The sequence below is a fragment of the Burkholderia sp. Ax-1724 genome (assembly GCF_011752995.1).
GTDB lineage: Bacteria > Pseudomonadota > Gammaproteobacteria > Burkholderiales > Burkholderiaceae > Paraburkholderia.
This window is the reverse complement of sequence record NZ_VWWL01000006.1, coordinates 278,552-302,800: the sequence shown is the minus strand read 5'-3', so window position 1 is coordinate 302,800 and position 24,249 is coordinate 278,552. Positions and strand designations below refer to the sequence as shown.

The window sequence follows — 24,249 nt, the reverse complement described above, 5'->3', positions numbered from 1 at the left end:
TGCTTGAGGAGCGCTCATTGGCCGGCGTTCTGGCTGGCCGCGCTCATCGTCGCGTTGAAACGCTTGAAGAATTCGGCGGCGAGCTTGTTCGCCACCGAGGTGACGAGGCGCGAGCCGATCTGGGCCAGCTTGCCGCCGACCTGCGCTTCGGCCACGTAGGTCAGAAGCGTGCCGTCCTCGGCATCGGCGAGCGTCACGGTGGCGGTCATCTTGCCGAAGCCCGCGATGCCGCCTTCGCCCTGGCCGACGATCCGGTAGCCGTTCGGCGCGTCGCGTTCCGACAGTTCGAGTGTGCCCTTGAAGCGCGCCTTCACGGGCCCGACCGATGCCACCACGACCGCCTTGTACTGGTCTTCGCTATCGGCCTCGAACGACTCGCATCCAGGCACGCATTCCTGCAACACGGCTGCGTCGTTGAGTCCTTGCCATACCTGTTCGCGCGATGCCGCGATGGTTTGCGATCCGGTGAATTCCATCCTTGTCTCCTCGATGAGCGCGCGCCGTTACGACGCGAGCAGCGCCTGCAATGCGCGGCGGGTATAAGTTTCGATCAGATGCGCGCGATACGGCGCGGACGCGTTGTCGTCGTCGGGCAGCGTGTCGCGCTCGACGGACAGTGGTTCGAGTGCCGCGGGCGCCAGGTTCTGCTGCAACGCGGTCTCGGCGTCGAACCAGCGGAACACCGAGGCGCCCGCGCCGGTCACGGCGACGCGCATCGCGTCGTCGTACTGCGCGATGAACACGCCGGCCACCGCGTAGCCGGACGCCGGATGCCGGTACTTCGCATAGGCGGCCCGGCGTGGAATCGCCAGCTCGATCGCGACGATCAGTTCGTCGGCGGCGAGCGCGGTCTCGAACGTGTCGATGAAAAACGCGTCGGCGGGAATGCGCCGCTGCGACGAGGTGACGACGTGTGCGTTCAGTCCGAGTACGGCGGCGGGGTAGTCAGCGGCGGGATCGTTGTTGGCGACCGAGCCGCCCATCGTGCCGCGGTTGCGCACCTGCGGATCGGCGATCAGGCTCGCCAGATGAGCGAGCGCTGGAATCGCCTCGCGCACGACGTTCGAACCCGCCACTTCGGCGTGCTTCGTCAGCGCGCCGATGCGCAGGACGTCGCCGCGCACCTCGATGCCGCGCAGCGCGTCGATCCGCGTGAGATCGATCAGATGCGACGGTGCCGCGAGGCGCTGCTTGAGCGTGGGAATCAGGGTCATGCCGCCCGATAGCGGCCGCGCTTCGTCATGCTCGCGCAGCCAGCCGACCGCCTCGGCCAGCGAGGTCGCGCGCAGATAGGTGGTGTCGTACATAGTGTCTCCTGCGGCATGCCCGTCGTTCGTTGGTCCGTCAGTTCGTCGCTGCGTCCGTACGGGCATGCCTGACTGCCGCATGGGCGGTCCGTTGGTTCGTTGGTTCGTTCGTTAGGGCTCGGCGAGCCAGTTCTCCAGTGCGGTGGCGAGTGCCACCGGCACTTCGTACATCGCATAGTGTCCCGCATTGGGCAAGCTTTCCAACGTGGCGTTGGGATACCACTTCAGCCACGTGCGCGTCATCAGGTCCACGGTGATGGCCGGATCGTGTTCGCCGACGAACAGCTTCACGGGCGTCGGGTTGCCCTCGATCTGCGCGGCGAAGTCGCCGGTGGCCCAGTGCGGCAGATAGGCGGCGAACGCTTCGCGCCGCGACTCGCGTTGCGATTGCTGGGCGAGATTGGCGCTCCAGCGCGCCGCGTGCCGGCTGCCCGTCGAAAAGTGGATGATGCCCGCGCGCTTCGCGACGTCGTCAACGGCGGCGGAAAACATCGCGAGACGCGTGTCGTCCATGCGCGAGCCGCACGCGGGTACCGCCGATACGCCGGCCATCTTCACGATGCGTTCCGGCGCGGCGAGCAGGACGCGCTGCATCGCCATGCCGCCCATCGAATGGCCGATCAGGCTGAAGCGCGGCCAGCCGAGATGATCGGCGAGCGCGAGCACGTCGCCGGCGACTTCGTCGAAGCTAAAGGCACCGTCGATCTCGCGCGACAGCCCGTAGCCGCGATAGTCGAAGAACGCGTAGCCGAAGCGCTCGGGATCGAGTGCCGGCGTGAGCGCGTGCCAGTCGACCGAGCTGCCGAACCAGCCGTTCAGCACGATGACTTTATGCGGACCGTCGCCGAATTGCGTGAAACCGTTGAGCGTCGTCATGATTCAGTGCGCTCCGTGCGCGGCGGCGTCTGCCGGTTGAGGGTAGGGCAAGGCCGGCGCGATGCGTCCGCGGCATTCGCCGAAGCCGATCGATACGGCGCCCGGTGCGCTCGCGCGCGCGCTCAGCACGATCTCGTCGCCGTCTTCGAGTTCGATGCGCGATTCGCCGCCCGGCAGCGCGATGGGCTGCTTGCCCGCTTCGCTCAGTTCGGTCAGGCAGGCGCGCGCGGCATCGCTCGCGCCTGAAATCGTGCCGCTGCCGAGCAGGTCGCCCGTGCGCAGATTGCAGCCGTTGCTCGTGTGATGCGCGACCATCTGCGCGAACGTCCAGTACAGATTGTCGAGGTGAGTCTGCGTGATGCGCGCCGCCGTGATGCGCTCGCGGCGCATGGCCGCCGTCGACAGATGCGCGAACAGTTCGAGATGCAGGCCGCCGTGCTGCTGGTCCTGTGCGCCGTGAAGATGCGGCAGGATCGCGGGGTCGTCGGCCGCGCGCCGAGGCGGGGCCTTGCGAAACGGCGCGAGCGCTTCCTCGGTGACGATCCACGGCGACACGCTCGAATGAAAACTCTTGCCGAGGAACGGTCCGAGCACCTGCTCGAACCATTGAATGCTCTTGGCCGACCAGTCGTTGAGCAGGCAGTAGCCGAAAATATGCGCGCGTGCCTCGTCGACCGGAATGGGTTGCGTCAGTGCGTTGCCGCGTCCGATCACGGCGGCCAGTTCGAGTTCGAAGTCGAGCATCGGCGCGGGCCCGAAGCACACGTTGCCGTGCGCGTCGCGATACTGGCCGTGCGGCCGCCGTACCTCGCCGCCGCTCGCGCGCAGCGACGACGCGCGGCCGTGATAGGCGATCGGCAGCGACTTGAAGGCGGGCGGCAGCGGCACGGCGAGGCCCTTGTAGCGGCCGTGGCGCTCGGTGTGATGCAACGAGGTCAGAAAGTCCGTGTAGTCGCCGATCGTGCAAGGCAGCGCCGGCGTCACCTCGCTCATGCGCGGCAGCACCGCATCGAGCGACGCTTCGAGCCGCGCACGCGCGAGTGCGTCGTGTTTCAGCAGGTTCGACAATGCGCCGCGCAGGGCGCTCGCATGGCGGGCGTCGAGCGCCATCAATGCGTTGAGCGTCGCCTCGCTGGCGGATGCGCAGGCAAGCGCCGCGTCGCCGTCGAGCAGCGCCATACGCTGCAGTGCGCGCAGATCGACGACACGATCGCCGATCGCGACGCCGGTGCGCTGTTCGCCGTCGCGCTCGAACGTGCCGAACGGCAGATTCTGGATCGGGAAATCGGTGTCGGCGGCATTCGCCGATTCGATCCAGCTGCGCCGCGCCGGATCATGCGTGAAATTGAGCGTGCTCATGCGCCGCGTGTCTCCGGAACGGCCTGGTTCTTTTCAGCGGTCCAGGCGTCGAGCGCCGGCCGGGCCCGCATTCTATAGCCTGCCAGTTCCTCGGCGGGCGCGACGGGCACCGTCAGTTCGACACGCAAGCCGTTCGGATCGAAAAAGTAGATCGAGCGAACGAAGTGATGGTCGGTCACGCCGAGCACGTCGATGCCGTGCTCGAGCAGGCGCGCCTTCATCGCTTCGAGCTGTTCGGGCGCGCCGAGCCGCAGGGCGATGTGATTGACCCACGCGGGCGTGTTCGGCGACGGCAGCGCGGCCGTGGCGTCGCCGAGATCGAAGAAGGCGATGTTCGAGCCGTCGGCCATTTCGAAGAACAGGTGCACGTAAGGGCAGTATTCGCCCGTGCTCGGCACGTGGTCGAGCCGGATCACATGGACGAGCGGCAGGCCGAGGAGGTCTTCGTAGAAGTGACGCGTTTCCTCGGCGTCGCGGCAGCGCCAGGCGAAGTGATGCAGGCCGAGCACGGGCGCCGGGCGAGTAGGGGCGATGGACACGGTGTCTCCTTGTTGGGCGGGGTCGTACGGGGCCGCGTCGGAGGCGGCGCCCGTGCGGATCAAACTTCGAGCGTGTCGACGTTGTATTCGAACAGCCAGTTGTAGCGCTCCTTCACGCGCTCCTCGCTCCATTCGCGGTCCACATACGCGGCCGCGCCTTCCGCGTGCGCGAGCTGCGGATTGTGAAAGCGCGTCGCATTGGCCGCCGACCCGCGCACGACTTTCGCGGTGCGTTCGAGCCGCAGCGCCTCGTAGCGTTGCAGCGCCGCGGGCACGTCGCGCGCATGGCGTTCGAGGCAGCGCGCGAGCAGATAACCGTCCTCGATCGCCATGCAGGCGCCCTGCGCGAGAAACGGCAGCGTAGGGTGGCAGGCATCGCCGAGCAGCGTCGCGTGGCCGAGGCTCCAGCGCGGCATCGGCTCGCGCACCATCAGTGCCCACTTGTACGGAATGTCGATCGCGGAGATCAGCGTGCGCACGTCGTCGTGCCAGCCCGCGAAGTCGCCGAGACATTCTTCGAGCGTGCCGCGCTCCGACCACGATTCGACCTGCCAGCCCGACTTCTCGACGGCGCCGACGAAATTGATCAGGTTGTTGCCGCGCAGCGGATAGTGGATGACGTGCGCGCCCGGGCCGACCCAGTTCGCGCCGTACGGCTCGCGCAGATGCTCGGGCAGCTTGCTCGCGTCGATCACGCCGCGCCATGCCATCACGCCGGAGAAGACCGGTTCGTCGGGACCGAACAGCGCGCGCCGCACGCGCGAATGCACGCCGTCCGCGCCGACCAGCAGATCGCCTTCGCAGGTTTCGCCGCCGACGGCCTGCACGCGCACCTTGCCGTCCTGTTGCGAGAAGCTTTCCACCTTGTGATTGAGGCGGATCGCGTCGGGCTTGAGCGCGCGGACCGCATCGGCGAGCTTCTGGTGCAGGTCGGCGCGATGCAGCGTGAAGTACGGATAGCCGTAGAGTGCCCGCGATTGCGTACCGAGATCGAACAGACGCCAGCTCTGGCCGGTGTTCCACAGACGCACGCGCTTGCCGAGCGGTTCGCACGCGAGCCCGTCGAGCGCATCGCCCACGCCGAGCTGATACAGCACGCGCGTGGCATTCGGACTCAGCTGCACGCCGGCGCCGATCTCCTTGAGTTCCTGGGCCTGCTCGAACACCGTGACGTCGAAACCCTTTTTCAATAACGCGGCGGCGGCCGTCAATCCGCCGATACCGGCGCCTGCAATAACTATCTTCATTCGACGATTCGACCTTTTCGTAATGGGCGATTCTTATCGAAATTGCCTATCAGGCAATCGATAATATTTGTCAGTGGTAAATCCGCTGAAATCGGGAATTACTTTAATCCAGCGAATCGCGCGAAAGAAGCAAATTAATCCGAATGAATCATCACTGAATTTTGATAATTCGCGCACAGCCGGCGATAAGCCGGCCGCGCGCTTACATGCCCCAGCGATGCACCGTCGCGCTGTCGAGCCCGAACAGGTCGAGCACGCGGCCGAGCGTGTGGTCGACCATGTCGGTCAGCGACTCGGGGTTCGCGTAGAACGCGGGCACGGGGGGATAGACGATCGCGCCCGCTTCCGTGACGGCCGTCATGCTGCGCAGATGGCCCAGATGCAGTGGCGTTTCGCGCACCATCAGCACGAGACGGCGGCGCTCCTTCAGCGTGACGTCGGCGGCGCGCGCGAGCAGGCCGCTCGTCATGCCGGTGCTGATTTCCGCGAGGGTCTTGATGGAGCAGGGCGCGACGATCATGCCCAACACCGGAAACGAGCCGCTCGAAATCGACGCGCCGATGTCGGTGTTCGAGTGGCAAACGCTTGCCATCGCGCGGATGTCGGCGACGTTGTAGTCCGATTCGTGGGCCAGCGTGACTTGCGCCGAGCGGCTCATCACGAGGTGGGTTTCGATCTCGAGCTTGCGCAGAAGCTGCAGCAGCCGCACGCCGTAGATGACGCCCGAGGCGCCGCTGATTCCGACCACCATGCGCCGCGGCGGCATGCCTTTGCCATTCATAGGAGTCTCCCGAACGCCAATCCATAATCTCGACGCGGCGGATGTTAGCACCGGGTTTCATCTAATAGAAGCGCGCGCATTGATTAATCGCGCTCTCCTGGTGTTTTTACCGATCGTTAAAGACTTTATTCGTTTTGTTCGATGGATTGATAAAGAATTCACGATTCAAAAGCCAGAATCCATTGGCTACACTCTCGGCAACCTCTGGCGTAAAGGTAACTCAAGGCAGCTTAAAGACAGCCAGGCGCGCGGCGAACGGGCCCGCGCGCAGGCCAGGTGGGGATCGGTCCGCAAACAGGCGGTCGGCGACAAGAAAGACATTGGAGACATTTTTTGAAAACGACGAGCTTGTTGTTGGGTAGCTGTGCGTTCGTGCTGGGGTGTCCGGCGTTCGCGCAATCATCGGTGACGCTGTACGGCAGCGTCGATGTGGGTGTCGATTTCGTTTCGAATTCGCACGGGTCGCATCTGTATCAGCAGTCGGCGGGCAAGCGCACGCCGGACCGCTTCGGGTTCCTGATCAAGGAAGACATCGGCGGCGGCAACACGGTGTTTGCGCGGCTCGAATCGGGTTTTCTGACCAACACCGGCGCGCAGATCAATCCGACGAGCTTCTTCAACCGCGACGCGTACGTCGGCATCAGCAACGACCGCTTCGGCTCGCTGAGCCTCGGGCACATTCCCGACTACGTGTACCAGTACGTGGGCGCGCTGAACAACTCAGTGCCGGGCATCTCGTCGTTCTATACGGTCGGCAATCTGGACGGGCTCGCGAACACGCGGGCGCTCGACAATTCCGTCAGCTACGAAACGATCAATTACCGCGGCTTCCAGGCCGGCGTGATGAACAGCTTCGGCAATCAGCCGAATTTCAGCGACGGGCGCCAGTACAGCATCGGCGCGCATTACGAAAACGGCGCGGTGAAACTGGGCGCGGCGTATTCGATGTCGCACGACCGCACCGCCGATCTGAACGGTATCTTCGGCGTGACCTCGGTGCTCGGGCAGACGCTCAAGCCGGGCACGCTGTTCAACGCCGATCGTTACAGCACGATTGCGCTCGGCGGCTCCGTTGCGGTGGGCTACTTCGTGCCGCACCTTACTTTCACCGACGTGAAGCTCGAAAACTCGCAGGGCTCGATCTCGGAGCGCAACTACCAGGCCGGCGTCAACATCGACCTGAGCGGCGGCAAGCGCTTCTACATCCTCGGCATTTCGTATAACCGCTCGATGTTCGACGGGCTCACGTACAACCAGTACAACCTGTTTCTCACGCACTACCTGTCCAAGCGCACGCAGATTTACGCGGGCGTCGGCGTGCAGCGCGCGTCGGGCCCGAATGCCCACGCGCAGCAGTTCGGTTACCAGACGTCGAGTTCGAGTGCGCAGACGGTGGGGCGCATCGGTATCAATCAGATGTTTTGACGCGTCGCGCGCGCCGGCCATCTGGCGGGCAGGCCGCGCGGTGCAACGTTCTTCAGCTATTTCGATGGGATCATCGGGATTTTTTGATTCTGCCGCCCGCTCGCGGGCCGTATATTGAGGCTCCCGGCGATGGCGTCGACGGGAAGTAAGAACAGAGGGGCGGCGCGCGGCAGCGCCGCCGTCTGACCGGCATTTTGGAACGCACATGCAAGCAGACCGTACATTTAACATCTCGACACTCATCGAAGAGCAGAAGACAGGACGTTTCGCCATCGGCTTGCTGTTCTGGTGCTTCCTCATCATGCTGATGGACGGCTACGATCAGACCGCGGTCTCGTTCGCCGCGCCGGCCATCGTCAAGGAGTGGCATGTCGCGCGCGGCGGCTTCGGGGCGGTCTTCGGCGCGGGGCTGTTCGGCACGCTGATCGGCTCGTTCATCTTCGGCTATTTCGGCGACCGCTTCGGCCGCAAGCGCGCCATCGTGTCGGGCAGCCTGTTCTTCGGCGCGCTGACGCTCCTGTCCGTCTGGGCGACTTCGTTGCAGGACCTGATGCTGCTGCGTTTCATTGCCGGGCTCGGCATGGGCGGGGTGGTGCCGAATTCGGTCGCGCTGGTCGCCGAATACGCGCCCAAAAGATTGCGCGCCACCTGGGTGACCTTGATGTTCTCCGGTTTTTCGATCGGCGCGGGGTCGGGCGGCATCGTTTCGTCCGCGCTGATTCATCGCTATGGCTGGCCCGTGATGTTCGTGGTGGGCGGTATCGGCTCGCTCGCGGTCGCGCTGCTGCTGGCGGTGATGTTGCCGGAGTCGGCCAAGCTGCTGGTGGTGCGCCGGCGCAGCATCGAAACGGTGCGCCAGCTCGTTGCGCGCCTGCGTCCCGAGCTTGCGCTGCCGGCCGACGCGCTGTTCGTGCCCGGCGAAGTGCAGGAAAAGAAGCGCTTCGTGCTCAAGCTGATTTTCTCCGACGGCCTGCGTGCGATCACGCCGCTCCTGTGGATCGTCTTCATCGTCAATTCGATGGCGCTGTATTTTCTGCAGAACTGGCTGCCGATCCTGATGGAAGGCGTCGGCATCAATCCGCAGAGCGCCGGTCTCATCACGACGATGTTCTCGGTGGGCGGCGTGCTCGGCGGCTTGATCCTGTGCCGTTTCGTCGACCGTCACGGCGTGCTCGCGATCATCTCCCTGCCGGCGATCGGCTGTCCTGTCGTCGCCTTCCTCGGTCATGGCATGTCCGAGGCGTGGCTGATGTTCGCCGTGTTTGCGACCGGCTTCTGCGTGGTCGGCGCGCAATATGGCCTGTATGCGGTGGCCGGCATGATCTACCCGACGTCGTTCCGCTCGGCGGGCGTCGGCAGTGCGATTTCGGTCGGCAAGATCGGCTCGGTATCGGGGCCCGTAATCGGCGGAATTCTGCTGTCGATGCATCTGCCGATTGCGCGGATGTTCTACGCCGCGTCCGGGCTGTTCCTCGTCGCGGCGATTTTCTCGGCCGTGCTCGCAGTGCTGTATCGCGCGCGATTCGGCGACGAGCACAAGCAAGAGGACGCGCGCGTCAAGGAGATGCGTTCGGCACTCGGCGATTCGCGATGAACGGCCTCTCACGAACGGTCCCGCAGACCGGGCGCGCTATCGACGTTTCGGCCCTCATCGAGCAGCAAAGATTGCGCGGCTTTGCGCTGCGCCTGATCGCATGGTGTTTTCTGATCGTGCTGATCGACGGCTACGATCAGGTTGCCGCAGCGTATGCGGCGCCGACGCTGATTCACGCGTGGCACGTCAAGCCCGCGGAATTCGGCCATGTCTTCGGCTACGGTCTCGCCGGCGTGCTGGTGGGCTCGTTACTGCTCGGCTTCATGGGCGATCGCATAGGACGACGTTTGACGATCATCTACGGCGCGCTGTGGTTTGGCATCCTGACCTTTGCGTGCAGCTTCGCGACCTCGCTCGATCAATTGACCGTACTGCGCTTTCTGGCCGGCATCGGCATGGGCGGCGTGGTGCCGAATACCGTTGCGCTGGTTTCCGAATACGCGCCCAAGGCGCGCCGCGCGACATGGATCACGCTGATGTTTTCAGGCTTCTCGATTGGCGCCGGCGGTGGCGGCGCGATCGCGTCTTGGCTGTTGCCGCGCTTCGGCTGGCCGGTTCTTTTCGAGCTTGGCGGAGTGGCGGCCGTCGCAGTGGCCGTCGTGTCGTTCGCCGTGTTGCCGGAGTCCATCCGCTTTCTGATTCTCAACGGACGCGCCCCACGGGAGATCGCCCGCATCGTGCGCCGTCTCGGTTCGGACGCCGCCGACCCTGGCCCGTACGCGCGCTACCTCGTCCACGACGAACAGCGTATCCGGGCGACGCCGCTTGCGCTGTTCGGCAACGGCCTCGTTTCCGTGACGCCTTTGCTGTGGGCGCTTTTCATTCTGAATTCGCTAGCGTTGCAGTTTTTGCAGAACTGGCTGCCGATCCTGTTCAGCATGAGCGCGCTGCCGGCGGCTCACGCGGCGAAGGCCGCGATGATGTTTCCGGTCGGCGGCACGGTTGGCGCGCTCGCGCTGAGCCGCTACGTGGACCGCTACGGCGTTGCCGTGATCCTGCTGCTCGCGCTGCTCGGTTTGCCGGTGTGCGTATCGCTGGGCATGCCGATGCCGGCTGTCTGGCTGTATGCCGCGTCGTTCGCGAGTGGTGTCTGCGTGATCGGCAGCCAGTTCGCGCTCTATGCGGTCGCGGGCATGCTTTATCCGACCTTGCTGCGCTCGGCCGGGGTCGGCTCGGCGATCGGCGTCGGCAAGCTGGGGTCGGTCATCGGGTCCGTGCTTGGCGGCGTGCTGCTGGCGATGAACCTGCCGGTTGCGAGCCTCTTCGCGAACGTGTCCGGCGTTTTCGTCTTCATCGCTTTGCTGGCGGTGTGGCTCGGCTGGAACCGGCGGCGCGTGATGGGCCGGTCGATTGCGTGACCGGAATGCCGTCCGCTTCGGTGCGGATCACCCAAAAAAACAAAGAGGCAACGGCGCATGCCGTTGCCTCTTTGCGAGCGGTCTAAAACACAGGCTCAATACACCCGCGGCTTCAACAACTCCGCCATCCCGACTCGCTGCAGCATCTCCGCCCTGAGGCGATCGAGCACGGCAAAGCCGACGTCCGCGCCGTCCTGCGCCGGGTCCACGTGCACGCGGAACGGCCGCTGTCCCGCCGGCGCATCGACCACGTCGACGAGCGCCTGCGCCACGAGTCCGACATCGGCATCGGCCGGCACGATCGCGGCGAAGGCCTGCTGGATGCGCTCGCCGAGCCCGGCGTTCGGTCCGCTTTCGTACGCTTCGAGCACGCTTTCATCGGCGGGACGGCCCGCATGCGCGAAGTGGTTGGTGCCGGAAGTAAAGGCGCCCGGCACGATGATCGACGTCTCGATGCCCCAGCCCGACAGTTCGCGCGCATATTGAACCGCGATCGAATCCATCGCCGCCTTCGCCGCGAAATACGGTGCGAGATAGGGCGGCGTGCCGCCCGCCGAGCTGCTGCTCGACACCCAGGCGACGAGACCACGCTTCTGCTTGCGCATCTGCGGCAGCACCGCGCGATTCACACGCTGCGTGCCGAGCACGTTGACGTCGTAGAGCTGCGCGAATTGCTCCGGCGTGAACGCCTCGGCGGGACCGAAGGCCATATGGCCCGCGTTGTGGACGATGACGTCGATGCGGCCGTGTTCGGCGATGATCTGCGCAATGCCGGCGTCGACCGATTCCTGCGAGAGCACGTCGAGTTCGACGGTGCGCAGATCGACACCATGCTGTTGCGAGAATGCCGCCATCTGCGCGACGGTCGGCGCGTTGCGTCCCGTGGTGGCGCGCATCGACGCGTAGACGATATGGCCGGCCTTCGCGAGCGCTTCGGCGCTCAGGCGCCCAAAGCCGCTCGATGCACCGGTCACGACGATGATGTTTTTCATGTCGGGCTCCTTGCTTGCAATGAGTTCAGGGTGATGAGTCGAGGCGACGCGAAGGACGGCTTAGATAATGCCGCCGTTCACGCGCAGCGTCTGACCGTCGACCCAGCTGGCCGCGTCGCTGGCGAGGAACGCGACCACGGCCGAGATGTCGTCGGGCTGGCCGAGGCGTTCGAGCGGCGGCATCTTCGCGAGGCGCTCGATCTGCTCGGGCGTCTTGTCCTTGAGGAACAGCTCGGTGGCGGTCGGTCCGGGAGCGACCGCATTCACGGTGATGTTGCGGCCGCGCAGTTCCTTCGCGAAGATGTTCGTCATCGTTTCGACGGCCGACTTCGTGGCGGCGTAGACGGAATAGCCCGGCATCGCGAGTGCCGTCGCGCTGCTCGAGAAGTTGACGATGCGCCCGCCGCTGCGCAGTTTTTTCGCGGCCACGCGCAGCGTGTTGAACGTACCCTTGAGGTTGATCGCGATGAGGCGGTCGAACAGGGCGTCGTCGGTATCGACGAGCGGCACGAGCCCCGGCTGCATGATGCCCGCGTTGTTCACGACGACGTCGACGCCGCCGAACAGCGTGACGGCCTGGTCGAACATCGCGGCGACCTGCGCGGGCACCGAGACGTCGGCCTGAATCGCGGTGGCGCGGCCGCCCGCGGCTTCGATCGATGCCACGACGTCCTGCGCGTCGGCCGCGCGGCCCGCGTAGTTGACGACGACGGCGAAGCCGTCCGCAGCGAGGCGCTTCGCGATCGAGGCGCCGATGCCGCGCGATGCTCCGGTAACGATGGCGACTTTGGCTTGGGTGGTCATGGTGAGGCTCCTTCTGACGGGGTGATTGATCGGTGATCGATGCGATGGGTGAATCATCGCGCCGTCCGGACCCCCACGGTAGCCGTATGACCAGTATATGGGTTATGCTTCCAGCGTATGAGCATATTCGACGACCTCAACCTGTTGCGCGCCTTCGTCGCCATCGTGGACAGCGGCAGCATCTCCGCTGCGGCGCGCAAGCTGCGCCTGAGCCAGCCCACCTTGAGCCGCCAGTTGCGCTCGCTCGAAGATCAATGCGGCGCCGTGCTGCTGCGTCGCGATACGCATCGCATGAGCCTCACCGAAGTCGGGCATCAGTTGCTGGCCGACGCGCGGGCCTTGCTGTCTCTGGCCGAAGAGTCGGCGCAGCGGCTCAGCAACGACCAGACCGAGCTGAGCGGCAATATCCGGGTGTTTTCGACGATCGATTTCGGCCAGTCCGTCATCAGCCGGCTTATCAGCAGCTTTATTCAGGCACATCCGGCCGTGCGCATGGAGCTGGGGTATTCGAACCGGCCGCTGCACATGATCGAAGAGGGATGTGACGCCGGCATTCTCGCGGGCGCACTGATCGACGAGCGCGTCGTGGCGCGCTCGCTCGGCGAGATCCGGCGCTACCTCGTCGCGTCTCCGCCGTTTCTGAAAGACCACCCGATTCCCACCCGGCCCGAAGGGCTCGACGCGCTGCCGTGGATCGCGCTCGCCAGCGATCAGTTCGGCGGCGCGCGCGAGGTCACGCTGTATTCGCGGAATTCGACGCAGATTCTGCAGGTCGAGCCCGTGTTCATCACCGAGGGCGTGACGAGCATGCGCGAGGCGGTGCGCATGGGACTCGGCATCGCGGTGCTGCCGGAATGGCTCGTCGAGGAAGACCTGGTCTCGGGGCGCCTCGTGCGGGTGCTGCCGCAATGGCGCGCGAAGTCGCTGCCCGCGCAGATCATTTACCCCGTGCAGCGCAGAATGCCGCTGCGCGTGAAAGCGTTTATCGACTTCGCGACGGAGTACATGACGACCGTGCTGAGGCTGCGGCGCGACGGCAGCGATTAGGGCTTAGAGGGATGCGTTGCACATGGCGGGCGCGACATAGCGGGCGCGTGGTGCCGCGCCCGCGTGTCCCGGCAAGCCGGGACGACGGCCCGGATACCGTGGGTCGTCCCGGCCGGTCGCGCTTAGAGATCCGCGTAATCGATTCCGGTCAGCGCGCCGAGGTGCGCGATCGTCGTGAAATGCGATTCGTGCTTCGTGTCGATGTTCAGCTCCCGCACGTTGCCGCCGAGATCGGTCACGAAGGCACGGCGCCCGCGCGGGTCGAGCGACACGCCGATGCCTTCCTGCAGATCGCGTGCGAGCACCTCGCGATCGGCGAGCCCCGCCGCGGTGATCTTCGCGCGATTCAGCGTATTGCCGTCGTGCGTGTCGTCGCCGCGATCGGTCCAGTAGAGCATGCTGTCGCGATGGTCGATGTCGAGATCGATCGGTTCGGGCAACTGATCGAGCAGGCATTCGAGGTCGGGGCGCGCATCGGGCTGCGCGCCGGCCGGCAGATCGAGGCCGGCGCGGAAGATGCGGCCTTCGCCCGCATCGGGCGGCCCCTTCTGCGTCCAGTAGAGATGGCCGTTCGGCTTGTCGAGGGCGATGCCCACGCAATGGCGCGTGGCGTCGCCTGTATCGGCGGGGAAGTTGCCGGTGCGCACGAGTTCGGTGACTTCGCTGCCGTCCGTGCGCGCGCGCATCACGCGCATGCCTTCGCGATCGCACCAGTACAGAAAGCCGCCTTCCTTGTCGAGCACGAGTTCCTTCGGCGTGCCCGCGACGCCGGCGGGCACCAGCACGCGATGTTCGCTGCCGTCGAGCTTCGCGCTTTCGATCGTGCCGTCGTTTGGCGGCACCGCGCCGGGCACCGGATCGCCGTCGATCAGATGGATGCCGCTGCCCATGTTGGTCCAATAGACGATCTGGTTCTCGACGTCGACCTTGATGCCGTCGGGCGTGCGCGTCAGGTTCGCGACGACCACTTCGTGCGAACCGTCGGGCCACAGGGCGATGATCGCCGGTGGACGTGCCTGCAGGACATACAGCGAACCGCCATTCTCGGTAGCCACAGTCGATACCCTCCATCCAGATGATTGAAACTTCGTCGTCTTGCCGGAGCAAGTCCGCTTACTGCGAGGCGGCTATTGCACAAGCCGCATCCCGCAGCGTACCCGAGATTGAATGAGGACTTCGTGAATCCGCGCAGCCTCGTTGCGCGCGCCCGTTTTCGGCCGTGCCATAATCGGCGCACCTGAGTTCCGCGCGCGGCGCCGGCGGGGCAGGAAGCGGAGCGGAACGCCAGTCCGGCGGGCCCCGCCCGATCCCGCTTCCGGCACGTCATGTCGTCTTGCTCTAAACTAGCGCCGCCCCATTCAGGCCACCGCGAGCCATCGCGAGCTACCTACCGCGCATCACGTAACGAACCAGTCACCGATGTCACCCGCCCCCGTCGATCCCCCGTCTTTCAGCCTGCCGAAACACCCGCCTTTCCAGCGTTTCTGGTGCACCCGCATCCTGTCCTCGCTGTCGTTCCAGATGCTCGCCGTCGCGATGGGCTGGCACGTCTATGCGCTGACCCATAGCGCATTCGCGCTCGGCCTCGTCGGCCTCGCGCAATTCCTGCCGATGTTCCTGCTGACGCTCGTCGTCGGCCACGTCGCCGATCGCTACGATCGCCGCCGCATCGCCGCCGTCTGCCAGAGCCTCGAAGGCGTCGCCGCCTTGCTGTTCGCGCTCGGCACGTTCGGCGGCTGGATCAGCGCGCCGGTCATCTACGTGCTGGCCGCCTGCGCGGGAGCGGCGCGCGCGTTCGAATCGCCGGCGGTGTCGTCGCTGCTGCCGGCCGTGGTGCCGCGCGGCCAGTTGCCGAAGGCCACCGCGTGGTCCACCTCCGCGAATCAGACCGCGCAGATCGCCGGCCCCGCGCTCGGCGGCCTGCTGTACGGCGTCGGACCGGGCGCGGCCTATCTCGCCTGCACGCTGTCGTTCGCGGCCGCCGCCGTCGCGGTGTGGACCATTCCGCTGCAGCTCAAGCCGGCGAGCCGCGCGCCCGTCACGCTGGAATCGATCTTCTCGGGCATCGCGTTCATTCGCAAGGAGCCCGTGATTCTCGGCGCTCTCTCGCTCGATCTGTTCGCAGTGCTGTTCGGCGGCGCGACCGCGCTTTTGCCGATCTTCGCGCGCGACGTGCTGCACGCGGGGCCGATCGGCCTCGGCCTGCTGCGCTCGGGCACCGCGATCGGCGCGCTCGCGGGCACGATCTGGCTCGCGCATTTCCCGCTGCGCGAGCGGCCCGGCGCGGCGATGTTCGGCGGCGTGATCGCGTTCGGCATCGCGACGATCATGTTCGGGCTCTCGCATCAGTTCATCGTGTCGCTGATCGCGCTGATGATACTCGGCGCATCGGACACGATCAGCGTCGTCGTGCGGCTTTCGCTCGTGCAGTTGCGCACGCCCGATGAAATGCTCGGCCGCGTCAACGCGGTCAATTCGCTGTTCATCGGGACCTCGAATCAATTGGGCGAATTCGAATCGGGCCTGACCGCGGGCTGGTGGGGCGCGCAACCGGCCGTGCTGGTCGGCGGCGTCGCGACGATCGCGATCGCGTTGCTGTGGATGCGGCTTTTTCCGGAACTGCGGCGCACGCGGAAGCTGGAGCGCGAAGAGGAACTGGCGGCGAGCGCCTGAGTGTTGCGGCGTGCGCCGCGTGCTGTTGAGTATTGCTGCCCGGGCGTCGGGCTTGCGCCGCGTGTCGAGCGAAACATCGATAAAACCGCGAGTTCATCCATCGTGCCGACGCACCGGGTGAGCCAACAGGAGGAGACCACGCATGAGCCTGTCCGAGGGGCATCCCGTTGCACATGCTGCGCCGGTCGCGGCGACGATCTATCGCGGCGCGTCGGTCGAGAACACGCATCTCGCGCATGTCGCCGTCGTCGATGCGAGCGGCCGCCTGCTGTACTCGTTCGGCGATCCCGCGCGTATGACGCTCGCGCGCTCGGCGGCGAAACCGGCACAGGCGCTCGCGGTCGTCGAGACCGGCGCGCTCGAGCACTGCGGTTTCGATGACGCCGATCTCGCGCTGATGTGCGCATCGCACAGCAGCGAGCCGCGCCATATCGACCGCGCGCGCAGCATGCTCGCGAAGGCGCGCGCGAGCGAGGCGGACCTGCGCTGCGGCGGTCATCCGCCGCTGTCGGAAGCGGTGTACGCCGACTGGCTGCGGCGTGGCTTCACGCCCAGCGGCGTGTGCAGCAACTGCTCCGGCAAGCACGCGGGCATGCTGGCCGGCGCGCGTTCGATCGGTGCGGCGCTCGCGGGGTACGAACTACCCGGGCATCCGTTGCAGGTGCGCGTGAAGCAGACGGTCGCGAGCGTCTGCGATCTGCCCGACGACGGCGTGCAATGGGCGATCGACGGCTGCAATCTGCCGACGCCGGCCTTTCCGCTCGACCGGCTCGCGCGTCTGTTCGCGAAGCTCGCCGCGGCCGAAGACGAAGTCGCCTCGGGGGCAACCGCAGGGGCAGCCTCGGGGGCAACTGACGTGACGCCGCGCACGGTCGCGCTCGCGCGCATTTATCGCGCGATGACGTCATACCCGGAACTGGTGGGCGGCGAGGGCCGTTTCTGCACGTTGCTGATGCAGGCCTTCGGCGGCGCGCTGGTCGGCAAGCTCGGCGCCGACGGCAGCTATGCGATCGGCGTGCGCGCGTCGCCGCAGACCGCGCGCCTCGGCGCGAACGGCGCGCTCGGTATCGCCGTGAAAATCGAGGACGGCAACGTCGCCGCGCTCTATGCGGTGAGCGCCGAACTCCTCGCGCTGCTCGATCTCGGGACGGCGGAGCAGCGCGCGAAGCTCGACGGTTTTCATGCGCCGAAGCGGCTCAATACGATGGGTGTCGAGATCGGCCGCATGGTGTTGTCGGTCGGGCTGACCGCGCACCGGTAAGTGCACCAGGGCACGCGGCGGTGCGCGCGGCGGAGGTGGTCAAGCTGCCGCTTTCGCGGCCGCGCCGCCCAGCGCATGACGGATCGCATCGGCCAGTTCGGCCGCCGCGAATTTCGCGACATAACCGTTGGCGCCCGCGTTCTTCACGTGCGCTTCATTGGCCGCGCCCGTCAGCGAGGAGTGGATGATGACCGGAATATCGCGCGTGCGCTCGTCGGCCTTGATCTGTCGCGTGAGCATGAAGCCGTCCATTTCCGGCATCTCCAGATCGGTCAGCACGAGCGCGATGCTGTCCTTCGCGCGCGTGCCGTTCTGTTGCGCCTCGCGCGCGACCTGCTGCAACGCGGCCCACGCTTCCTCGCCGGTCTTCGTCATGATGTAGTCCGCGCCGATCGCGCTGAGCGCCTGCTCGATCAGCTTGCGCGCGAAGCCGGAGTCGTCGGCGGCGAGAATCTTCGCGCCGCGGCGAATGCCGAGCACTTCGCCGACCGATTTCGGATCGACGCTCGGGTGTTGCGACGGAAACACGTCGCGCAACACCTGCTCGACGTCGATCACCTGGGCGAGCCGCGAATCGCCGGTATTGCCGTCGATGCGCGCGATGCTCGTGACGAGCTTGCCGCTCGCCGCGCCGTCGGCGGACAGCACCTGGTTCCATTCGAGCCGCACGATGTCGTCGACTTCCTCGACCGCGAACGCCTGGGTCGAGCGCGCGAACTCGGTCACGAGCAGGATGTTCAGGCCGCGCGTCGGTTCGCAGCCCATCAGGCGCGGCAGGTCGATCACCGGAATGATCTGCCCGCGAATGTCGACCGCGCCCATCACGAACGGCGAGGCGCCCGCGATCGGCGTGACGGGCGGCATCGTCGAGATTTCGCGCACCTTGAAGACGTTGATGCCATATAGCTCGTGCGCGTCGCTGCCCGGCACGCAGCCGAGGCGGTACAGCAGCAGTTCGAACTTGTTCGAACTCGTCAGGTTGCTGCGTTCGGTGTTGCGCTCGTGGTTGGCACGGTGTTCGTCTGCCATCGGATTCTCTCCAGGGTTGCGGTGCGAGTCGTGCGCCATGTTGTCGTCGGGGTGCCCTGGCGCCTGGCTTGTCTACGGGTTATCGGCGGCGCTTGCGGAAAATTCAGCGATAATCGGGCGCTTCTCGCGGTCTTGCCGTGCGCCGCGTCCAGCAAGACGCTTGCGTCGCGATACCGCTTCACGATATTGCGAACTTTCGATTCCCGTCCCGCATGAGCAAGCCCGCCAGTCTGCCGCAACAGTTGGATCACATGCTTCGGCAAGCCGTCGCGCTTCAGCGCAATGGCGCGCTCGTCGAAGCGGAAGAGCTCTATCGCGAGATCCTCGAACTCAAGCCTAAACATGGCGACGCGTTGCGCTGGCTCGGCGAGCTTGCGTTGCAGACGGGCCGCGTGCAGGAAGGCGCCGATCTGCTCGGCAAGGCGCTGGCCGTCAACCCGAAGCAGGCGCCCGTGCATTCGAATCTTGCCTACGCGCTGAATGCCTTGCAGCGTCACGACGAAGCGCTCGCGAGCGCCGAACGCGCGCTCGCCTTGCAGCCGAAGTTCGCCGATGCGCTGAATCAGCGCGGCAATGCGCTCGCCGCGCTGAACCGGCCGCTCGATGCGCTGGCGAGCTTCGAGCGCGCGCTCGCGCTCGCGCCGGATTTCGCGGTGGCCTGGAACAATCGCGCGTGCGTGCTGCGCGATCTCGGCCGCGCGGCCGACGCGCTCGACAGCTGCGAACGCGCGCTTGCCTTGCAGCCCGATTATCCCGACGCGTGGAGCAATCGCGGCAATGCGCTCGGCGATCTGAACCGGCCTCTCGAAGCGGAGCATAGCTACCGGCGCGCACTGGAACTGGCGCCGGGTTTCGTCGATGCATGGAACAACCTCGGTCTCGCGCAGATCGATCTGAATCGTCACGAAGACGCGCTGGCAAGTTATGAGCGCGCGCTCGCGCTGAATCCCGCCGCGGCGGAAACGCACTGGAATCAGGCGCTGTGTCTGTTGCAGATGGGGCGCTTCGAGGCGGGCTGGCGGGCCTACGAATGGCGCTGGGAGCGTCGCCGCATCCAGGCCGGCAAGCGCGAGTTCGCGCAGCCGCTATGGCTCGGCGATTTTCCGCTCGACGGCAAGACGATTCTGCTGCACGCGGAGCAGGGTCTCGGCGATACGCTGCAGTTCTGCCGCTATGCGTCGAGCGTCGCGCGGCTCGGCGCGAAGGTCGTGCTCGAAGTGCCGGCGCCGTTGCTACGGCTTCTGTCGACGCTCGACGGTGTCGACCAGTTGATCGAAGCGGGGCAGCCGTTGCCGCCGTTCGATTGTCATTGTCCGCTGCTGAGCCTGCCGCTTGCGCTGCGCACCGACGAGACGAGCATTCCATCGGCCACACCTTATCTGTTCGCCGATGCCGCGGCGGTGAGCGCATGGCGCGAACGCATCGATGCCGGTGCCGATGCGGCGGAGCAACCAGAGACGCAACTGAAGCACCTGAAGGTCGGCCTCGTCTGGGCTGGCGAAAACCGCGCGCACGTCGCGGAACTGCGCAAGATCGACGCGCGCCGTTCGCTCGCGTTCGAGCGTTTCGCGCCGCTTCTCGATGTGCCGAACGTGCGCTTCTTCAGCGTGCAGAAGGGCGCGTCCGCCCAGCAACTCGCAGAGAGCGCGCTTCGCGACCGTGTCGCCGATTACACGGGCCTGCTGCACGATTTCGCCGACACGGCCGCGCTCGTCGCCAATCTCGATCTCGTGATCTCGGTCGACACGTCCACCGCGCATCTGGCCGGCGCGCTCGGCCGGCCCGTGTGGATTCTGAACCGCTTCGACACCTGCTGGCGCTGGCTGCTCGAACGCAGCGACACGCCGTGGTATCCGCACGCGCGCCTCTTCAGGCAGCCGGCGCTCGGCGACTGGGACAGCGTGATCGACGCGGTGCGCGAGGCGCTGGCCGGGGTAAGCGGAGCGGGGCGCGGCGCGTAGTTGCAGCGTATGCCCGTTGGGCGCAGCGTTGCCACGCAGCGCGTAGACTGAACCTCCGTTCATCGACGGCAATGCCACGGAGATTCTTCAATGGAATACAGACATCTGGGTGCATCGGGTTTCAAGGTGCCGGTGTTGAGTTTCGGCACGGGTACGTTCGGCGGCAAGGGCGAATTTTTTCAGGCGTGGGGCGCGACCGACGTCGCCGAAGCGCGGCGTCTGATCGACATCTGCTTCGACGCGGGTGTCACGATGTTCGACAGCGCCGACAGCTATTCGAGGGGCGTGTCCGAATCGGTGCTCGGCGAGGCGCTGAAGGGCAAGCGCGACAAGGCTATCATCTCGACGAAAGCGACCTTCCGTATCGACGACGGGCCGAACAGCGTCGGCTCGTCGCGCTTCCATCTGATCGAGGCCGTCGACGCGGCGCTCAGGCGCCTGCAAACCGATTACATCGACCTGTTCCAGTTGCACGGCTTCGACGCGAAAACGCCGATCGCCGAAGTGCTGTCCACGCTCGACGACCTCGTGCGCGCGGGCAAGATCCGCTATACCGGCGTGTCGAATTTTTCCGGCTGGCATCTGATGAAGTCGCTCGATCTCGCGGACCGCTACGGCTATCCGCGCTACGTTGCGAATCAGACCTACTACTCGCTGATCGGCCGCGATTACGAGTGGGAGCTGATGCCGCTCGGCGCCGATCAGGGCGTTGGCGCGGTCGTGTGGAGCCCGCTCGGCTGGGGGCGCCTGACCGGCAAGCTCAGGCGCGGCCAGCCGCTGCCGGAAACGAGCCGGCTGCACAAGACCGCCGACATGGGGCCGCCGGTGCCGGAAGACTATCTGTTCCGCGTGCTCGATGCGCTCGACGAAGTCGCCGCCGAGACCGGCAAGACCGTGCCGCAGATCGCGCTGAACTGGCTGCTGCAACGGCCGACCGTCGCGACGGTGCTGATCGGCGCGCGCAACGAGGAACAGTTGCGGCAGAACCTCGGCGCGGTCGGCTGGAATCTGACGCCGGAGCAGGTCGCGAGGCTCGACGCGGCGAGCGCCGTGCGGCCCGCCTATCCGTACTGGCATCAGGAAGGATTCGCGGAGCGCAATCCGAAGGCGGTTTGAGCGAGGGGCGCGGCGCTCGAACCGGAGGCACCGCGCCGTCAAACCCGTTATCAAAAAACCGCTATCAACTCAGCTATCAAACCAGCCCGCCGTTCGCCCGCAACACCTGGCCGTTGACCCACGCCGCATCGGGCCCGGCCAGAAACGCCACCACCGACGCAATGTCGTCCGGCTCGCCGAGCCGTTGCAGCGGCGGCATCTTCGCGAAGTTGGCGATCTGCTCCTCGGTTTTGCCTTCGAGGAACAGCGCGGTCGCGATCGGACCCGGCGCGACCGCGTTCACCGTGATGTTGCGCCCGCGCAGTTCCTTCGCGAACACGCGCGTGAACGCCTCGACGGCCGCTTTCGTCGCGACGTAGACCCCGTAGCCCGGCAGGTTCAGCGCCAGCACGCTGGTCGAGAAATTGATCACGCGGCCGCCGTCGTTCAGGCGCGCGGCCGCTTCGCGCAGCGTGTTGAAGGTGCCGCGCACGTTGATGTCGAAAGTCTGCTCGAACATCGCGTCCTGAGCCTCGGCGATCGGCGCGAGCTTCATCACGCCCGCGTTGTTGACGAGCACGTCCACCTTGCCGAGCTGCTGCTCGGTGTGCTCGAACATGCGGCGCACGTCGTCGGGGTTCGAGACATCCGCCTTCACTGCGGCCGCCTTGCCGCCCGCGTCCCTGATCGCGGCGACGAGCGCCTCGGCTTCGCCCGCGCTCGACGCGTAATTGACGGCGACCGCAAAGCCGTCCTTCGCAAGCCGCTGCGCAATCGCGCTGCCGATGCCGCGCGAGGCGCCCGTGACGATGGCGACCCGGCTCGTGTTGCTCGTGTTCATGATGCGTGTCCTCACAGTAGGGGTGATGGAGAGGGAATCATGAGCGCTTTCGGCGCGTAGATAATCGCGCTAGACTCGCCATCATCATTCCATTTGCTTTAATAATTGGTGAGCGTCGATTATGGATCGTTTCGAGGAAATGCGGGTGTTCGTGCGGATTGCCGAGCGGCAGAGCTTCACGCGCGCGGCCGACGACCTGCGCATTCCGCGCGCGACCGTCACCAATCTGATGCAGCGCATGGAGGAGCGGCTCGGCGCGCGGCTGCTGGAGCGTACCACGCGCACGGTGCGGCTCACACCCGACGGCGCGGCGTACTACGAGCGCTGCGTGCGCCTGATCGCCGACATGGAGGAGGCCGAGGGCTCGTTTTCGAATCTCGCGCCGAAGGGGCTGTTGCGCGTGAACGTGCAGGGCACGCTCGCGCGGCACTTCGTGGTGCCGGCGCTGCCCGCGTTTCTCGAACGCTTTCCCGGCATCGAGCTCGTGATCGGCGAGGACGATCGCTTCGTCGATCTGGTGCGCGAGGGCGTCGATTGCGTGCTGCGCGCGGGCAATCTGCAAGATTCGTCGATGGTCGGGCGGCGCGTCGCGCAGCTGCAGCAGGTCACGGTCGCGAGTCCGGCCTACCTTGCCGCGTACGGCGAGCCGGCGGACCTCGCGGCGCTGTCCGCGCATCGCGCGGTCAACTACGTGTCGAGCGCGACCGGCAAGCCGGTGCCGCTCGAATTCCGCGTCGACGGACACGACCGCGCGATCATGCTGCCGTCGGCGGTCTCGGTGACGGGCGCCGATCTCTACGCGGGCGCCGCGCTCGCCGGGCTCGGCATCGTCCAGGTGCCGCGCTATCGCGTCGAGGCGGACCTCGCGGCGGGGCGTCTGCGCATCCTGCTCGCCGAGTTTCCGCCGCCGACGTTGCCGGTGTCGGTGCTGTATCCGCAGAGCCGGCAGTTGTCGTCGCGGGTGCGCGCGTTCGCGCAGTGGCTCAGGGATATTTTCGAGGCGGTGGGCTGAGCGGCTCGCGCTACCATCGTCGGCGGCGCACTCATTCGAGGGAATCGCACATGCTGTCGGAAGACGAACTGGCCCTGCTCGACGCGATCCGCGCGACCGGCAGCCTGTCGCGCGCGGCGGCGCGGCTGGGCAAGGCGCCCTCGACGGTTTCGCATGCCGCGCGGCAACTGGAAGCGCGTTTCGACGCGCTGCTGTTCGACCGGCGCCGCTACCGGCTGCAACTGACGCCGGCCGGCCAGCTGCTCGCCGACGAAGCCGCGCGTCTGCTGCTCGACATGGCGCGCATGACGCAGCGCGTGAAGCAGATCGCGAGCGGCTGGGAAGACCGGCTGTGGGTCGTGACGGACGAAGTCCTCGAATTCGAGCTGCTGATGCCGGTGGTGCGCGCGTTCGATGCGCTCGGCTCCGGCGTGCGGCTGCGCTTCACGCACGAAGTGCTCGGCGGCACATGGGAGGCGCTGCGCGACGGCCGCGCCGACCTGATCGTCGGCGCGACCAACGAGCCGCCCGCGATTGCCGGCCTGCGCTGGTTCGAACTCGGCGTGATGGAGTGGGTGTTCGCGGTGTCGCCGCGTCATCCGCTCGCGGCCGCCGAGGAGCCGCTCAGCCGCGAGCGGATCAGCGCGCATCGCGCGGTGGTGGTGGCCGATTCGTCGCGCGCGGGCGCGGGCCGCGCGTATGGCGTGATCGGCGGCCAGGCCTCGCTCGCGTTGCCGGGCATGCGCGCGAAGATTCTCGCGCAGCGCGACGGCCTCGGCGTCGGCTGGCTGCCGCGCGAGCGCGTGGCGTCGCTGTTGCAACGCGGCGAGCTGATCGAAAAGGAGACCGCCGATCCGCGTGAGCCGAACGTGCTCTATGTCGCGTGGCGCGGCGACCACGAGGGGCGCGCGCTGACGTGGTGGCTCGACCAGTTGCGGCAGCCGCGGCTTGCCGAACGGCTCGTGCGGGGGCTCGATCTGACGGCTTAGGCGGCGCGCGGGACCGGTTGCGCGCGGATGGCGTGCGCGGTTGGCTGGAAGCGGCGTCGTGTCGTGCCCGTGCCGCGGGC

Annotated in this window: 23 protein-coding genes and 2 pseudogenes; 13 read left to right on the top strand and 12 right to left on the bottom strand. The window is 66.4% G+C overall.

All coding sequences use genetic code 11. The annotated features are described in order from the left end of the window. Window positions 1-14: 14 nt before the first annotated feature. The 7 genes from F3J19_RS10365 to F3J19_RS10335 form a co-directional block, all read right to left on the bottom strand. Window positions 15-476, bottom strand: coding sequence for a carbon monoxide dehydrogenase subunit G (locus tag F3J19_RS10365; protein WP_167040397.1), 462 nt, complete (start codon window positions 474-476; stop codon window positions 15-17). A gap of 27 nt (window positions 477-503) precedes the next feature. Continuing rightward, complete coding sequence (locus F3J19_RS10360) at window positions 504-1,307, bottom strand: xanthine dehydrogenase family protein subunit M (protein ID WP_167040395.1); 804 nt, start codon at window positions 1,305-1,307, stop codon at window positions 504-506. Window positions 1,308-1,418: 111 nt separating this feature from the next. Beyond that, window positions 1,419-2,183, bottom strand: a complete 765-nt coding sequence (locus F3J19_RS10355; RefSeq protein ID WP_167040393.1) for an alpha/beta hydrolase — start codon at window positions 2,181-2,183, stop codon at window positions 1,419-1,421. Window positions 2,184-2,186: 3 nt separating this feature from the next. Further along, window positions 2,187-3,542, bottom strand: a complete 1,356-nt coding sequence (gene fahA / locus F3J19_RS10350) for a fumarylacetoacetase (protein WP_167040391.1) — start codon at window positions 3,540-3,542, stop codon at window positions 2,187-2,189. Then, on the bottom strand, window positions 3,539-4,075 hold the full coding sequence (locus F3J19_RS10345) for a VOC family protein (protein WP_167040482.1): 537 nt from the start codon (window positions 4,073-4,075) through the stop codon (window positions 3,539-3,541). The genes fahA and F3J19_RS10345 overlap by 4 nt, the downstream gene beginning before the upstream one ends. Window positions 4,076-4,140: 65 nt before the next feature. Further along, window positions 4,141-5,328, bottom strand: a complete 1,188-nt coding sequence (locus F3J19_RS10340; protein WP_167040389.1) for an FAD-dependent monooxygenase — start codon at window positions 5,326-5,328, stop codon at window positions 4,141-4,143. Window positions 5,329-5,530: 202 nt separating this feature from the next. Beyond that, window positions 5,531-6,109: a UbiX family flavin prenyltransferase gene (locus tag F3J19_RS10335; protein WP_167040387.1), complete on the bottom strand. Its 579-nt coding sequence runs from the start codon at window positions 6,107-6,109 to the stop codon at window positions 5,531-5,533. Window positions 6,110-6,188: 79 nt separating this feature from the next. Here F3J19_RS10335 and F3J19_RS10330 point away from each other — a divergent pair, with 79 nt between their 5' ends. The 4 genes from F3J19_RS10330 (at window position 6,189) to F3J19_RS10315 (ending at window position 10,486) form a co-directional block, all read left to right on the top strand. Next, the gene (locus F3J19_RS10330) at window positions 6,189-6,446 is read left to right on the top strand and encodes a hypothetical protein (RefSeq protein WP_167040385.1); all 258 of its coding nucleotides are present in this window, start codon (window positions 6,189-6,191) and stop codon (window positions 6,444-6,446) included. After that, window positions 6,443-7,534 (top strand): porin, encoded by a 1,092-nt coding sequence (locus tag F3J19_RS10325; protein ID WP_167040383.1) that lies wholly within the window; start codon window positions 6,443-6,445, stop codon window positions 7,532-7,534. The genes F3J19_RS10330 and F3J19_RS10325 overlap by 4 nt, the downstream gene beginning before the upstream one ends. 205 nt (window positions 7,535-7,739) lie before the next feature. Further along, window positions 7,740-9,128, top strand: coding sequence for an MFS transporter (locus F3J19_RS10320; protein ID WP_167040381.1), 1,389 nt, complete (start codon window positions 7,740-7,742; stop codon window positions 9,126-9,128). Then, window positions 9,125-10,486 carry an MFS transporter gene (locus tag F3J19_RS10315; protein WP_167040379.1) on the top strand — a complete coding sequence of 454 codons (1,362 nt, stop codon included), beginning with the start codon at window positions 9,125-9,127 and terminating at the stop codon, window positions 10,484-10,486. Before F3J19_RS10320 ends, F3J19_RS10315 begins: the two co-directional genes overlap by 4 nt. Before the next feature lie 95 nt (window positions 10,487-10,581). Here F3J19_RS10315 and F3J19_RS10310 read toward each other — a convergent pair whose 3' ends face one another. Both F3J19_RS10310 and F3J19_RS10305 read right to left on the bottom strand, forming a co-directional pair. Then, window positions 10,582-11,478 (bottom strand): SDR family oxidoreductase, encoded by an 897-nt coding sequence (locus F3J19_RS10310; RefSeq protein WP_167040377.1) that lies wholly within the window; start codon window positions 11,476-11,478, stop codon window positions 10,582-10,584. A 60-nt stretch (window positions 11,479-11,538) separates the two neighbouring features. Next, window positions 11,539-12,282, bottom strand: coding sequence for an SDR family oxidoreductase (locus F3J19_RS10305; RefSeq protein ID WP_205192724.1), 744 nt, complete (start codon window positions 12,280-12,282; stop codon window positions 11,539-11,541). A gap of 117 nt (window positions 12,283-12,399) precedes the next feature. On the opposite strand from F3J19_RS10305, the gene F3J19_RS10300 reads away from it, so the two are divergent. Beyond that, window positions 12,400-13,329: a LysR family transcriptional regulator gene (locus F3J19_RS10300; protein WP_167040373.1), complete on the top strand. Its 930-nt coding sequence runs from the start codon at window positions 12,400-12,402 to the stop codon at window positions 13,327-13,329. A 122-nt stretch (window positions 13,330-13,451) separates the two neighbouring features. Here F3J19_RS10300 and F3J19_RS10295 read toward each other — a convergent pair whose 3' ends face one another. Beyond that, window positions 13,452-14,384 carry a hypothetical protein gene (locus F3J19_RS10295; protein WP_167040371.1) on the bottom strand — a complete coding sequence of 311 codons (933 nt, stop codon included), beginning with the start codon at window positions 14,382-14,384 and terminating at the stop codon, window positions 13,452-13,454. Window positions 14,385-14,748: 364 nt separating this feature from the next. Here F3J19_RS10295 and F3J19_RS10290 point away from each other — a divergent pair, with 364 nt between their 5' ends. Continuing rightward, window positions 14,749-16,002: an MFS transporter gene (locus F3J19_RS10290; RefSeq protein WP_167040369.1), complete on the top strand. Its 1,254-nt coding sequence runs from the start codon at window positions 14,749-14,751 to the stop codon at window positions 16,000-16,002. Between the two features lie 142 nt (window positions 16,003-16,144). After that, window positions 16,145-17,263, top strand: coding sequence for an asparaginase (locus tag F3J19_RS10285; protein WP_167040367.1), 1,119 nt, complete (start codon window positions 16,145-16,147; stop codon window positions 17,261-17,263). Between the two features lie 39 nt (window positions 17,264-17,302). On the opposite strand, the gene F3J19_RS10280 is transcribed toward F3J19_RS10285, so the two are convergent. Then, on the bottom strand, window positions 17,303-18,292 hold the full coding sequence (locus F3J19_RS10280; protein ID WP_167040365.1) for a chemotaxis protein: 990 nt from the start codon (window positions 18,290-18,292) through the stop codon (window positions 17,303-17,305). 212 nt (window positions 18,293-18,504) lie between these two features. Here F3J19_RS10280 and F3J19_RS32590 point away from each other — a divergent pair. From F3J19_RS32590 to F3J19_RS10270, 4 genes and pseudogenes are all read left to right on the top strand, one after another. Then, window positions 18,505-18,693, top strand: a pseudogene (locus F3J19_RS32590) (tetratricopeptide repeat protein); the annotation flags it as partial. Continuing rightward, window positions 18,651-18,893: pseudogene (locus F3J19_RS32585) on the top strand (hypothetical protein); the annotation flags it as partial. The pseudogenes F3J19_RS32590 and F3J19_RS32585, both read left to right, overlap by 43 nt. Beyond that, window positions 18,778-20,253 (top strand): tetratricopeptide repeat-containing glycosyltransferase family protein, encoded by a 1,476-nt coding sequence (locus tag F3J19_RS10275; protein ID WP_240158884.1) that lies wholly within the window; start codon window positions 18,778-18,780, stop codon window positions 20,251-20,253. The pseudogene F3J19_RS32585 and the gene F3J19_RS10275, both read left to right, overlap by 116 nt. A gap of 90 nt (window positions 20,254-20,343) precedes the next feature. After that, complete coding sequence (locus tag F3J19_RS10270) at window positions 20,344-21,369, top strand: aldo/keto reductase (protein WP_167040361.1); 1,026 nt, start codon at window positions 20,344-20,346, stop codon at window positions 21,367-21,369. Window positions 21,370-21,445: 76 nt separating this feature from the next. Here the strand turns inward: F3J19_RS10270 and F3J19_RS10265 are convergent, their stop codons facing one another. Beyond that, window positions 21,446-22,189 (bottom strand): SDR family oxidoreductase, encoded by a 744-nt coding sequence (locus tag F3J19_RS10265; RefSeq protein ID WP_167040359.1) that lies wholly within the window; start codon window positions 22,187-22,189, stop codon window positions 21,446-21,448. Window positions 22,190-22,310: 121 nt separating this feature from the next. Between F3J19_RS10265 and F3J19_RS10260 the strand changes: the two genes are divergently transcribed. Then, on the top strand, window positions 22,311-23,201 hold the full coding sequence (locus F3J19_RS10260; protein ID WP_167040357.1) for a LysR family transcriptional regulator: 891 nt from the start codon (window positions 22,311-22,313) through the stop codon (window positions 23,199-23,201). Between the two features lie 50 nt (window positions 23,202-23,251). After that, complete coding sequence (locus F3J19_RS10255; protein ID WP_167040355.1) at window positions 23,252-24,169, top strand: LysR family transcriptional regulator; 918 nt, start codon at window positions 23,252-23,254, stop codon at window positions 24,167-24,169. Window positions 24,170-24,249: the final 80 nt, after the last annotated feature.

Coding starts and splice junctions, on each gene's coding strand:
- F3J19_RS10365 (WP_167040397.1), bottom strand. CDS start 476: ATGGAATTCACCGGATCGCAAACCATCGCGGCATCGCGCGAACAGGTA.
- F3J19_RS10360 (WP_167040395.1), bottom strand. CDS start 1,307: ATGTACGACACCACCTATCTGCGCGCGACCTCGCTGGCCGAGGCGGTC.
- F3J19_RS10355 (WP_167040393.1), bottom strand. CDS start 2,183: ATGACGACGCTCAACGGTTTCACGCAATTCGGCGACGGTCCGCATAAA.
- fahA (WP_167040391.1), bottom strand. CDS start 3,542: ATGAGCACGCTCAATTTCACGCATGATCCGGCGCGGCGCAGCTGGATC.
- F3J19_RS10340 (WP_167040389.1), bottom strand. CDS start 5,328: ATGAAGATAGTTATTGCAGGCGCCGGTATCGGCGGATTGACGGCCGCC.
- F3J19_RS10335 (WP_167040387.1), bottom strand. CDS start 6,109: ATGAATGGCAAAGGCATGCCGCCGCGGCGCATGGTGGTCGGAATCAGC.
- F3J19_RS10320 (WP_167040381.1), top strand. CDS start 7,740: ATGCAAGCAGACCGTACATTTAACATCTCGACACTCATCGAAGAGCAG.
- F3J19_RS10315 (WP_167040379.1), top strand. CDS start 9,125: ATGAACGGCCTCTCACGAACGGTCCCGCAGACCGGGCGCGCTATCGAC.
- F3J19_RS10310 (WP_167040377.1), bottom strand. CDS start 11,478: ATGAAAAACATCATCGTCGTGACCGGTGCATCGAGCGGCTTTGGGCGC.
- F3J19_RS10305 (WP_205192724.1), bottom strand. CDS start 12,282: ATGACCACCCAAGCCAAAGTCGCCATCGTTACCGGAGCATCGCGCGGC.
- F3J19_RS10300 (WP_167040373.1), top strand. CDS start 12,400: ATGAGCATATTCGACGACCTCAACCTGTTGCGCGCCTTCGTCGCCATC.
- F3J19_RS10290 (WP_167040369.1), top strand. CDS start 14,749: ATGTCACCCGCCCCCGTCGATCCCCCGTCTTTCAGCCTGCCGAAACAC.
- F3J19_RS10285 (WP_167040367.1), top strand. CDS start 16,145: ATGAGCCTGTCCGAGGGGCATCCCGTTGCACATGCTGCGCCGGTCGCG.
- F3J19_RS10280 (WP_167040365.1), bottom strand. CDS start 18,292: ATGGCAGACGAACACCGTGCCAACCACGAGCGCAACACCGAACGCAGC.
- F3J19_RS10270 (WP_167040361.1), top strand. CDS start 20,344: ATGGAATACAGACATCTGGGTGCATCGGGTTTCAAGGTGCCGGTGTTG.
- F3J19_RS10265 (WP_167040359.1), bottom strand. CDS start 22,189: ATGAACACGAGCAACACGAGCCGGGTCGCCATCGTCACGGGCGCCTCG.
- F3J19_RS10260 (WP_167040357.1), top strand. CDS start 22,311: ATGGATCGTTTCGAGGAAATGCGGGTGTTCGTGCGGATTGCCGAGCGG.
- F3J19_RS10255 (WP_167040355.1), top strand. CDS start 23,252: ATGCTGTCGGAAGACGAACTGGCCCTGCTCGACGCGATCCGCGCGACC.